Source organism: uncultured Lactobacillus sp. (assembly GCF_948948975.1).
GTDB lineage: Bacteria > Bacillota > Bacilli > Lactobacillales > Lactobacillaceae > Lactobacillus.
This window is the reverse complement of record NZ_CARBVX010000024.1, coordinates 3,276-15,983: the sequence shown is the minus strand read 5'-3', so window position 1 is coordinate 15,983 and position 12,708 is coordinate 3,276. Positions and strand designations below refer to the sequence as shown.

The following is a 12,708-nucleotide window of genomic DNA, read 5'->3' as shown; positions in this document are numbered from 1 at the left end:
GGATCATCTCCACCTACGTGGAGAACACTGGATAAAATTTTGAAAATCTGTAAAAGGTGTGGGATCATCTCCACCTACGTGGAGAACACTCACTGTTAGACATGAGATAGTCTTTATATTTAGGATCATCTCCACCTACGTGGAGAACACACAAAAATAAAATTGAAGTATTTAGTGGTGGTAGGATCATCTCCACCTACGTGGAGAACACCTTTTAATTTAGATGTAAGTTTTACAGATTTTAGGATCATCTCCACCTACGTGGAGAACACTAACAATACCATCATATTCTTGACCTGTTGAAGGGATCATCTCCACCTACGTGGAGAACACTTACAAACGCCACATTTAAAACTAATTGAAAAAGGATCATCTCCACCTACGTGGAGAACACAGAACGATCAATTAATCCAGCTGCACCGTCTAAGGATCATCTCCACCTACGTGGAGAACACTTGTATACCCGGTTAAGCTGATCGCTACCTAAGGGATCATCTCCACCTACGTGGAGAACACACTAAAAGAATCCTATGATAGCAGCATTTTAAAAAGATGTAATCGTCCAAATACATTACTTTTATCAAACTTTAAAGCTTTAATTTTCCCTCATTAATCAACTTCAAGGCCAATTGATACGTACATTTTGCATCAAAATCTGCATGATGTGGATTTTGATTTTCAATTTTATATTCAGATAATACTGTACTCAACTTATAATTATCAAGAAACTTATTATTCTTTTTAATTATTGGAAGTAAATCTTTAGAAGTATTAATTAGTCCAGAAATTTTATTTCTTTTATATGCTATATCCAAAAAACTCATATCAAAGATTAAATTGTAACCTAATAAAATTCGATCTCCAAGAAAGTCTTTTAGCATTTTTAAAACTTCGATTAAATTACTTCCTTTCGATTTTAATATCTTCATATTCAAACCAGTTAATTCACTTATATCGGCCGGAATACAGTTTACATCCCTAATTAATTTATAAAATACATCAACTTTTCCATTCTTCAAGTACTTAACGGCACCAATAGAAAGAATCTCGCTTTTATTGGGAGCTAAGCCTGTAGTTTCGATATCAATTACTGCAAACTTTAATAAAGTTGAATTACGTAACACAGATCGTGAATTTGCCTTAGCCTTATGATATTTTGCAGCATTACTAAATCCTAATTTCAAATTTGGCGTTACATTAACATGTTTTAACAGAGGAATACCATCAAAATCTACTATTTTTCTGTCTAATCGAGTGGTTCGAAAAGTATATCCAAGTTCATTATTCGTATTATAAACTAGAGTAGCTTCTCCTTGACCAATATTTTTTTGAACTCGTTCCCATAATAAGTCTCTAACTTTCGCATTAACACTTCCAACATAGATTCCAGTTTGAATTTCTTGACACCATTTTGTTAAATCACCACGTAAGGAAGCTGGTGTTTTGGATAGAGTAATTACAATCATTAAAACTACTCCTCTAGCTCATGATATTGGACTCCAAATTTTTGAAGCCCTTCTTTATTGTCCCAAAGACTCATTACTGCATGCACTTCGTCTTGATCTTTAATATCTAATAAATATTTGAGATCTTTGACCATTTTTTCTATTAACTTTCCATCTTTAAAAGCATCCCTCATTGCATGTCTTGTATGGGCTGCAATGTCATCTTTTCCATATTCCTTAACCATTTCAAAGGCAATAGGAATTGAATAATCCGCCTTATACAGATCAGAAAAATCATATACAACGGATAAATCATGGCCAGTATGAATAAAACCTAGTCCAGCGGATGCACCTAAAGCAACAATTACACTATAACTTAATCCATAGAGAGCTTGATGAGCTGCTGTTAGAGCTTGATTAATTGGAGTACTTGACTCAAAATCATCAACCTTGTATTCTCTCCGTGACCAGGCAACTCCTGTTTTCTGAGATTGGTCCTGATAAACTCTTCTAATACGTGCTCCCTCTTTACCACGCAACTGTTGCATAGTCAGCCCAGAAACATCCATTCCTGGGAAACGCATTTGATACATTTTTCGAGCAACCGCTAAGCGTGTCCTCGTGTTAGAAACTAATTTAGCTTGTGCTTGAAGTAAGATAGATGAATGATTTAGTGAACGCCCATGAGCATATTGTCTTACCCCATCTTCACCTACCCACACGACTGCCATTGCTGCATCCCCCATTAGTTCCATTGCACGATGTGTTACATCAACACCAGGCCCAAGAAGCAAAACACTAATAATTGCAGCTGGAATATATACCGTTCCTGTACTATCGGCTACGCTAAGTGCGCTATCAATCCGATTTAACTTTGCATGTTCTAAGTATAAAAAAGTTATTCTGTCACTAACCTTACTTAGTTCACTAATTTCTGGTTTTTTTGCCCCAAATTTTCTCTGCATGATTACATTGGGATAACTGTTAGTAATCCCATCCCATACGCTTTCTCTCTTCCAATACCGCTTATCATTGCATTTTTAATTTTTTTCAAATCGGTTATTTCTAAAATCCCTTCAAAAGTAACACAACTAAGTCTAGCTGTTCCACTTCCTTTATGACGCAATAATTTCCACTCACGGTTAACAATATCAAATTCTGGATAATTTTCCTGAGTTTTTACTATTTTGAATCCGTTGCTTTCAGTCCGATCTAAAAACCACTTTTTTTGCTGATCAATAGTAATATGTGGCATAATTCGCCCTTGTCTTTGACCAGGAACACTTATTTTTCGACTAGGATTTGCTGTTAAACGAAATCGTAATCTTTCTCCCTCATATAATCTATCCAGAAAATCATCATACTTTTTCGTGATAGCTGTTCCTAACACTCCATACTTAGTTAGCTTTTCTAAATCTGGTTTCTGTTCACTTAAAACTAATAAGTAACTTTTTCCATTTAAAACATCTATACGCCATAGGTTTCTGGGTCGATTATCTTTGTCTTGATATTTTGGAAAACATGATTCAACCCAATTGTGATAAGCACCCAAATGAGACAAATCGCTTATTTTTCGTCTATTTTTTAAATCAATTTCAACTCTTGATAAATACATTATTAACCTCTTTATATATTCGACATTATGTCATGCATTGTTTCAGCATGTTTATTTATTTGATTCTTCATTGGTATATATGTACTTACCACTTCACGATAATCATGATATCGATTTCTTTGGTCAAATGAGCCCACTTTATCCTTCACTTGAAATACAAAATGATCTCTTGCTCCAAGATTAGCATCATAAACGAGCTCTGCATTAAAACTAGAATGCTTTTTTTGATACCATTCGGCTGCTTGCCAATCCATTGATTTTAAAACATTTAATGGATTTTGATTATTAAACACTTCAATTTCCAGTGGTCCAGTCGGAGGACATGAGCGTCTACCTAAAAATAATGAAAATTTAGGATGCTGCAAAGCATAATGAATTTTTTCTATTAGTTCATCATCGTCTGCTCCAATCGCTACCATAAACAGTGCATCTTGTAGATAATAGCGGTACGTTAATTTCTTGGCTTTTTTTGTAGCGCTTTTTGCATATTCAACAATTTGAAAGTCATTTACGACATGGCCTGGTTGATCGCTTCTTACTGCAAACGCTAAATTATTTAATTCTAAGATTTTTTTATCATTCCGACTATATCCTAAAGCCGCAGAAATCATTCCAATTACTGCACTTTTAGTAGGATATGGATTGGTAGTACGTCTCCCAAAAGTAGCCTCATTACCATAAGCTTGAAGTGGTGCCTTCAACTTAATCGTTAGTGTCTTCATTTTCTACCCTCTTAGCCACTACAGTAGAAACATTATCTAGTAATTTATTAATATCTGGTTCTTTTTCTCCCACAGTTGTTTCAAATTCTTTATTCGCATGAACAAAACTAGCAATTGGCTTACCAATCCATCCGCTAATATTATCAAATTCGTTTTCTAGTCGCTTAATTGATTTTTCAGTATAACCACTATTACTTTGAACAGCTGCTTCAAATGCAGAAACTAAGTTTACAGGAGTATCTTCTCTTAGAGTTACTAAAATATACTGAGGTAAAGTTTTATTTGCATAAGAGTTTTGATGGCCAGTAGGCATTGTTAAAGCAAAGTTTTTAATAAATTCTTTTAATCCAATTTGAGCCAAATCTATTCCTAAATTATGAATTAATTCATCCATATTGATATTTGCATATCTATATAAAGTAGAAGAATTATATTCAAGAGTTCCAAGCATAGCAGAACCTGATTCTTCGGATGTTTTAGCATCATCTACTGCTGTAAAGAAGTCAAATTCTGGCACAACTTCATGAGTTGAAATAGCATGCGCTACTTGAGAGGAAGCTTCAACGTTTAGCTCTGGATCATCGGCTACCATCCTACCAAAGAGCGCTAAATCTAATGATTGATTTTCAGTCAAAAGCTTCTTTGCTTCTTTTTTATCAATTTCTTTATTATTTAACACATATTCTGCCAATTTTCTTAGTTGACCAGGGCTAAAGAAAAGTAAAACCTTGGTTTCAAAGTCTTTATCATTATTTTTATCATTTTTCTTTGCCTTATCAAACTTTAATCCCATATTAGATAAGACTTCTTTAGCTTTTTTGCGTGCATCATCAAAACTTAAAGAAGAATCTTGTTTCATTAACTCTTTAGCCAATAAGGTAGCTGTTCGTTTAGTACGAAAGCCACTAAGCCAATCATGTTCTTTACTATCTTTTTTAAATCCTTCTCTAATCGCTTTTTTCCAGCTTTGTGATGATACACGTGATCGAGTGGTTCCACCATATACAGCAGTTTTAGGTGCGCCCGTGTCATCTCTATTAATATTTGAAGATGGAACAGTCTGTAATACATGAATATCTACGTATAAGTTATTTTGTGTCATTTTTTAATCCTCATTACTTTCTTTATTGTCATTAATCCAAAAATATTCTCTTCCCCATTTAATGGCTATTTTTCTAGCTGATTCAAAACCTAATTGAAAATTATATATATCATTTGCTAATTTAGGATAATTAATACTTGCTGCTGGATTATTAGCTTTTATAATTTTAGTTAAACTTACTAATGATCTAGTAACAACTTCTGCATTAGTTGTACTTAACACAGCTCGCACACGTCTATCTAAAGCTTCTCGAAGCTGTTCGTCTTTACGCAAAAACGATAGGCTTCTAAATAGTGACATTGCATTTTCATTATCATATTCTCGATCTCTTTCAATATCATTACCTTGCTCAAAAACAGCATAACATCGTAAGGCTGTAAAAATTGCTCGTTCTGAAGTTGTTTGCCTACTATTTTCACCAAAGGTATCTTTTTCTTTAATGTATTCAAATAACAGCGGCCAAACAATAGTAGCTTGACGGCTTAGAATAGAATTGGAACGTCTAAGAGCAGACAAAATCGCTTTATCATTACCCTCTCGTTCATGCAATTTCTTTATAATTTTATCGGTATTTCTTTCAATCTTTGTCATCAAAATAATCATCCCTCCTTAAAATTTATTATTCAATATGACGAAATACATTTAATTTATACCAGTTAAAAATAGTAAAAATATTATTTATTCCGTTTCCCTCTTCTTTCGAACTTTCTTGTCCAATAATATCTCTTGGAGAAGCATTTTTTAGAAGTTCTTCAGCTTTTGTTATGGCTATTCTCTTTAATATTCTTTTCCATTCAGCTGTTTTATCTGCCCGTTCTTGGTCATTTCTTAAACTTGCAAGCCAAGTAAGAAAAGGAAGATTCAGACTTTCATAAAATTTAGCAGTCGAATTATCAGAAAAATTAGTTCCATCTAGACCTCTTAATTTGCTAATGTTATTAGTAAAAATCCAAAAATCTTTTCCTACTTGCTGAGTCAAATCAATCATATTTTCAATGTCTTCTGGCCAATAGTCTTTATCATTTTTATCAAACAGTACCTCTGCCTTGATCCTAAATTGATCGTTAGCTTCTACTACTGGAGACTGTGAAGTGGCATTTCCGTCACTAATTAATGTGGTAGTTCGCAAGGTTAAGGAAGTATCTGTAGGGAGATATTCGTTACCTTGTACATTTCTTAGCCACTTAATTATTTCTGGCTCATGCATATCTTCTAATTCATCAGAATCTGTAGTCCTAACATATTGCCCAAAATTTCTCCACATTGCTTTTGTTAGATCGGTCAAATGCTTAGTAGCAGGATAAACTTCTCCTGTTTTTGTGTTTCTACGCCAAGTGGTCATCGGCTCAACAAAAGCTTCCGTACTATCCAATTTTGGTAAACCGGCAGTAAAAATAATTGGCTCATCATCTATCCATTCAATATGCAGCATTCTTGACCATAACGTATACAAAGTACTGATTGAAAGCTCGCGAGCAAAAGGCTCGTCTTTTAGAAACTCAATATATTCAACTGCGTTTTCAAATTCCCAAAAAGCTTTTTCTTCTTTATATTCTTCTGGAAAGACCAAGTTCAGCATTAAAGTATGAAACAGGTTTTCGCCTTGAGCAAACACTGGATTTAAACCATATAGCCAACCAGCCGATACAGAAAATTTCTTTTTACTATTTACTTTTGTTTTATCTGTTACACCCGTAAAGCTTTGATAAGTTATGATCCAGCGCACTAATTGAGCCAAATTCACTTCATTTTTAGTTTGTCTTGTTCTAGGTGAAAAAATTGCTGGGCTATTATTACTTTCAGAAATAGTTCGATTTATTTGTTTAATATCAACCGTTCCCTTGGGACTTTTGATATTAACTTTTTTATTAGCTGGTACTTCCTCATCATAAACTTCCTTATTAACCTGATAGAAAGGATCATCCCCTAAAAAATCAAATTTAGAACTATTTTCTTTTAAGTATTGGGCAACAGACTTAGAGAATTTTCCATTTTTATATAAAAGTTGCCACGTATTTACTAAATCATCGTATTCATAATCTTCTTCCTCTGCTTCTTTAAGATGCATTTTTTCATCAAGAGTTAACCATTCATAATTTTTTCCATTTGCATCAACTCGAGAGTATACAGTAGTTAAAATAGCAACAAGTAAGCGTAATATTACTAAATCTTGACTCGCCATATCACCAGCTAAGCGCTGGTAACTAGCAGCATTTTCAAAAACTTCTAATAGTGAAACTTCCTTGGGATTTCCATCTTTGTCCAAGACTTGAATCCAAGGCTCAGTGACAAGATTAAAACTTTTTTTATCCATCTTCCTCCTCCTTTTCGTACATTAATCCTAATTTCGAAGAATATTTTAAGTTAAATCCGTTTAAAGTAGTTAAATTATTCTCATTAAACTCTAGTGCTAAAGCACCACGTAACCAAATATCCTCTTTCCATTTATTACGCAATGTCAGCATGTTTTTTTCCAATGTTGTAATTGTTTTATCAACTGGATCTTTACTTTTTGAATTATTTACGACTGCAAATGGCAATCTAATAGTTTGACCGGCTATTTCTTCACTACTTACTTCTTCAATATTACGTCCATCCATCAGAAAGGTTCCTTCACTAGTATTTTTTAAAAGAATTACTTCAATAGTTTCTTTTATATCTCGAACACAAGCAGCGGCATGATTATCATCGCTAACATTAATTTGTCCATCACTTAACCAACCAAATAAATTATTTCTGTCTTTTTCATTCGGATTTTCTATTTGAAATACTCGTGCTTTCTTCTTAGATTTTTTTAAATCTTTTTCAAACTTTGTCTTAGACTCACTAATATCTTTAATATTCTTATCTACATTAGGACTATATACTTGTTGTACCAATGGAGATACATCATTAGGAATACTAATCTTATTTTTTAGAAAATAATCGGTTTTCATTAATAAGTATTTTTCATAGATAAATTCATTTCCTTTACCGTAATCACCATAGCCGTTTATGCCTGTGATGTAGACTGTCGGCTTCGCTAAAGTTGTAGGTCGGGAAATTTTATGACGATGTAGTCTACCAATTCGCTGAATAATTAAATCTACTGGTGCAATATCAGTAAAAAGCACATCAAAATCAATATCTAGAGATTGCTCTAAAACTTGCGTTCCGATAACTATCATTTTTTGGGGACGAGTGACACCCTTTCCAATCTTCGCTTGAAGTCTTTCTTCAATTTTTTCACGCTCTGGTGCTAAATAAGCAGAATGTAAAAGTAATACTTCAATGTTTTCAGGGACTAATCTTGCTAAGTCTTGAGCTCGTTTAACGGTATTAACAACTATTCCCGCTATTCCGCCATCCTCTATTTCGGCAACTGCTTTATTAATAATTTCTTCTTCATTTCCATTAAAACGAACAACATTAATCGTTCTATTTTCATCATTCGCAATCGAAAACTCACTTGCTTGTTCTAATTTGTTTCCATCCAGAATACTAAGTAAGGGATAGCCTTCATTAGCTTCCCAATTATCATTGGTTTTTATTTTTATACTGCCATATTTTCCTTTCAGATAAGCTTTTAACAAATCATTTCTTTTTTTCTTAGGTAAAGTTGCGGACAAAGCAATTACTGGTACATGATATGCTCCTAACCATTTAATAGCTTTCTCTAAATATGAACTCATATAAGAATCGTACGCGTGAAGTTCGTCAATTATTACCACTTTATCACTAAAGCCTAAGTGTCTTAGAAAAAGATGTTTTTGCTTTAAGGCAGTGAGTAAGAGATGATCAATTGTTCCAACTGCAAAATGGGATAAACTCGACTTTTTTCCCGCAAACCAACTATTAATTACTACTGCTCCATCTGTATCATCATAAATATTCTCGGCATAAGGTAATTTAGTATAGGGTTTATTAAATTTTGCTTTACCTTGGAGCAATTTCACATCAGGATGTGCAGCTTGTTCTTTTGCTATACTATCAAGCCACTCTTTAACTCTTGAAAACATTGCGTTAGTTGTTGCCTGCGTTGGTAAACCCATATATAAGCCGGATTTTCCTTGCTTAAAGGCTAGTTGTTCGGCTGCTGTCAATGCTAGCTCGGTTTTGCCAATTCCAGTCGGTGCCTCAATAATAACTAAGCCTGGATCATTAGCTTGAGAAATTGTTTCTGACATTTCTTTTTGCACTGGACGAGGAATAAAATTAAACCTTAAGCGATATTGTTCATTAACAGAAGCAATCTTTTCTGGCATCCATCGATCACTAATATCCCATTTTTTAATTGCTTGATGATAACGTTCTTCCATATTCAATTCATCAAAATCTTCTTCTAACGAAATCAAGGGAAATAATGATATATTGCTATAATTAGTTAATTTTTCGCTAGAGGCAAGCCAGTCAGCCATGATTAACATTCCCTCTAAAATTACTGCTTGTGGCAAAGTAACCTCTGGAACATCCTTAATATCATTATAACCACACAATGCTAGTCCATATTTAAAAAGATTATTTTGAACAGACTTCCACTCATGTTGAATTTTAGTATCTGTGTCTCGGCCCCAAAGATTCGAAGCATAGATATTCAGTTGTTTAAAAGTGACATCTTTTTTTGGAGGTAGACCGTGATGGCCACCAATAATTGAGCCTATTGATTCATTTAATCCAAAAGATTCTAGTAAAGTTTCACCAGCAATGGGATGAGGTGACTTACGGACTCTATAGTTATCCATGGAGATGGACGAAAAACCTGCTCTTCTTAATTTTTCATTTATATCCTCATCCAAATCTTTATTCCTTGGAAAGGACTGTTTATATTGAAAAGCTGGCGTGGCCTTACCAAAATCATGATAAAATCCCAAAAATCCTACCAGCTTTTGAGTATCTTCAGGAGAAAGATTTTGTTGCAAAATTTTTCTAGTACCTTCACTAATCCAGTTATTATAAAGCCACTGCATTACATTTTTAGTATCAATTAAATGCGCTACTAAAGGAAGCCAAAATTCTTGATCATCATGAACCGCTTTCTTTCCCCATAAAGCCTTAGTGGCCGGAAATAAGTTCACCATTAATTTTCATCTCCTTTTTTGAATTCGATTTCATTATAGCACAGTTAATTTACTTTACACTATATTATTATTTATTTTTGCCAAAACTCCACATACGTGGAGAATACTTTCCGAACTATACACTATATTCGGATCACCTTCACTCGTGTGAAGAACAACACCTTTTCTAATTATACTCTATTATTAAATGTAACTAAGTTTTTTTAGATTATCTATCAGTAGCGATAAGCCCATTGCAAAACAAAAAGCGCTACCAGAGCGCTTAATGAATGATATAAAACTTTTACCTTTGCTGAATTAGATTCAACTTTATTTTTGGAACAGAGATTAAAGGTTTGATTGTGCACTATACAATTTTTTAAATTCAGAATTATCGTGCATCACTTTTCCAAAAGGGCCTAGCTTAATTACTTTGGCATCAATGTTATATAGTTCTAATCGTCTCTTCACCTTAATACGTTCAATGGACCAATAGTACAGTTGATTTTCTTCCTACACCATTTTCGATAATTTTGCTTTATACAATATAGTAAGTACTCTAATTAAAAGCCAAAAAGGTCACTTATAGAATAATTAATTTTTAACTCTTTCCATGATCTTTATGGCCAGTAAACCATATGACTACTACTTATTGCATCATTTTGATAAAAAGTACTCAAATATAAATTATTTTTGCTAATATCCTAGGTTATATCCTCTTACGTGGAAAACACTTGGCTACTTCATCAGCCAAGTTAGAGGAATAGGATCACCTCCACTTACGTGGAGAATACTCGAAACGTCTCTAAACTTTAATCTGTTGAGTAGGATCATCTCTACATACGTGGAGAATACAAAAAAGAGAGGGTCCCTACGGGCGCAACTGGGATCATCTCCACCTACGTGGAGAACACTTCATGAGCTTTTAGGGTATATTTCTTATTTCGGGATCATCTCCACCTACGTGGAGAACACGATGATGAAAAAGAGTTGAAAAAAGAGTGGGAAGGATCATCTCCACCTACGTGGAGAACACCTAAAATGAATCGTGATTTAGCTAAATCAGCTTGGATCATCTCCACCTACGTGGAGAACACGCTAGGTCTAAGTAGAATTAAAGCCATCGGTTTAGGATCATCTCCACCTACGTGGAGAACACCAAACATCGACTTTTGAAGCTGATGGAAAGTAAGGATCATCTCCACCTACGTGGAGAACACGGCACTGTTGGTTGTCACTATATGCAGACAACAGGATCATCTCCACCTACGTGGAGAACACAACAAGATGAACTCTGTTAATCCAGCCGGCAAAGGATCATCTCCACCTACGTGGAGAACACCCATTTTCTTGCGTCTTCAACATTGGTGAATCGGGATCATCTCCACCTACGTGGAGAACACCTTACGATATTTTGAATTTGTTCGACACTAAAAGGATCATCTCCACCTACGTGGAGAACACTCTTTGGTGGTACTCAAGACGGTGGGCACTATAGGATCATCTCCACCTACGTGGAGAACACTAAAAGATCCTTGATATAATGCCATTCTCTAATTCAAATAATATCATTTTCCATTAGTTTCTATCAACAAAAAATAGAGTGCTTAACCTACAGCTTAACCCAACAAAAAGACCAAATACCATCTCATGATATTTGGTCGTACTTATCTTATTTTATCCGATTACTATTTTCTAGACGTTCGATTCTTTTATCCAAAGGTGGATGATCGGAGAAAAGGTGGCTAATCCAATTATGAGCACTCGGAAAATTAAAATACAAATGTTGTAGGGCTAAATCTTGAGAGCCAATTTGCGGGGTACTCTCTCCTTCTTCTAGTTTTTCAAGTTTAGACAGAGCGGAAATTAAGCCACTTGGTTCACGTGTCAAATCAACTGAACCAATATCTGCCAAATACTCTCTCTGACGTGATACTAGTAAAAATAGCAACTTTGCTATAGGAATTCCAATAATAGAAATAATTCCACCTACAATAATCAAAAATAAGGCAAAGAATTTGATAAGAAGACTTAACAAACCTTTATTCTCACTAGTTAATACAGTCCATCCAAATACAACGATTCCTACACCAGTCATTGTAATTAAACTGGTTAGCGCACTCGCTAAAACTGTAATACGAGTATCGTAGTTTCGAATATGAGAAAGTTCATGGCCAATGACACCTTGAACTTCTTTTTTATTCATCATATTCAATAGTCCCTGCGTTAAAGCTAAACTTGCATGTTGTGGATCACGTCCGGTAGCAAAAGCATTCGGCGCCTGATCAGGAGTAATATATAATTTTGGAACTGGCAGCCCACCTGCTAAACAGAGTTCTTCAACTAATTCATAAATTTGGGGCTCTGTTTCTTTAGTAATTTCAACAGCATTTGTTACTTTCATAAGATGGCGAGTTGCATCAAAATAGACGTGTGCAATGTAAATTAAACCTATAACAAAGAAAGCTCCTCCAACATAAACTGTAAAAAGCATTCCCAGAAAAATACTTATTATTAGTATCAACACGGTGTATAGACCCAAAATAATCCAAGTATTTCGTTTATTCTGTTCAATTTGTTTATAAAGCATTATATTCACTCCAAGTACTATTCAGAATCATTTTACCTCTTTTAAAAACAAGTTAACAGCCAAATTCATTCTTATTATTTATAGGTATTTTAAGGTTAAGAGTTATTAAAACTCATTAAAAATGTTAGTATTTATTTTGGGATTTATTATTACATTGGGATTTTCTTAGTCTATTCTCCACGGATGTGGAGATGATCC

General features: G+C 34.2%; 9 protein-coding genes and 2 CRISPR repeat arrays. All 9 genes read right to left on the bottom strand.

Annotation, left to right across the window (positions count from 1 at the left end; all coding sequences use genetic code 11):
- Position 1 precedes the first annotated feature (1 nt).
- Positions 2-516: direct repeats of the CRISPR family, unit length 27 nt; unit sequence GATCATCTCCACCTACGTGGAGAACAC.
- A gap of 71 nt (positions 517-587) precedes the next feature.
- A complete protein-coding gene (gene cas2e / locus Q9R40_RS08465) occupies positions 588-1,466 on the bottom strand; it encodes a type I-E CRISPR-associated endoribonuclease Cas2e (RefSeq protein ID WP_300592382.1) in 879 nt (292 codons plus the stop codon).
- 5 nt (positions 1,467-1,471) lie between these two features.
- The gene (gene cas1e / locus Q9R40_RS08460) at positions 1,472-2,410 is read right to left on the bottom strand and encodes a type I-E CRISPR-associated endonuclease Cas1e (RefSeq protein WP_304677281.1); all 939 of its coding nucleotides are present in this window, start codon (positions 2,408-2,410) and stop codon (positions 1,472-1,474) included.
- A 2-nt stretch (positions 2,411-2,412) separates the two neighbouring features.
- Positions 2,413-3,060: a type I-E CRISPR-associated protein Cas6/Cse3/CasE gene (gene cas6e, locus Q9R40_RS08455; RefSeq protein ID WP_300592388.1), complete on the bottom strand. Its 648-nt coding sequence runs from the start codon at positions 3,058-3,060 to the stop codon at positions 2,413-2,415.
- Positions 3,061-3,071: 11 nt separating this feature from the next.
- Positions 3,072-3,782, bottom strand: coding sequence for a type I-E CRISPR-associated protein Cas5/CasD (gene cas5e / locus Q9R40_RS08450; protein ID WP_304677279.1), 711 nt, complete (start codon positions 3,780-3,782; stop codon positions 3,072-3,074).
- Entirely contained in the window at positions 3,763-4,884 is a 1,122-nt protein-coding gene (gene cas7e / locus Q9R40_RS08445; RefSeq protein ID WP_300592394.1) for a type I-E CRISPR-associated protein Cas7/Cse4/CasC, read from the bottom strand. Before cas7e ends, cas5e begins: the two co-directional genes overlap by 20 nt.
- Before the next feature lie 3 nt (positions 4,885-4,887).
- Entirely contained in the window at positions 4,888-5,475 is a 588-nt protein-coding gene (casB, locus tag Q9R40_RS08440; RefSeq protein ID WP_300592397.1) for a type I-E CRISPR-associated protein Cse2/CasB, read from the bottom strand.
- Positions 5,476-5,503: 28 nt separating this feature from the next.
- Positions 5,504-7,198, bottom strand: coding sequence for a type I-E CRISPR-associated protein Cse1/CasA (locus Q9R40_RS08435; RefSeq protein WP_304677276.1), 1,695 nt, complete (start codon positions 7,196-7,198; stop codon positions 5,504-5,506).
- Entirely contained in the window at positions 7,191-9,941 is a 2,751-nt protein-coding gene (cas3, locus tag Q9R40_RS08430; protein ID WP_304677275.1) for a CRISPR-associated helicase Cas3', read from the bottom strand. The genes Q9R40_RS08435 and cas3 overlap by 8 nt, the downstream gene beginning before the upstream one ends.
- Positions 9,942-10,626: 685 nt before the next feature.
- Positions 10,627-11,445: a CRISPR direct-repeat array (repeat unit 28 nt; unit sequence GGATCATCTCCACCTACGTGGAGAACAC).
- Positions 11,446-11,592: 147 nt separating this feature from the next.
- Positions 11,593-12,510, bottom strand: coding sequence for a M48 family metallopeptidase (locus Q9R40_RS08425; protein WP_304677274.1), 918 nt, complete (start codon positions 12,508-12,510; stop codon positions 11,593-11,595).
- Positions 12,511-12,708: the final 198 nt, after the last annotated feature.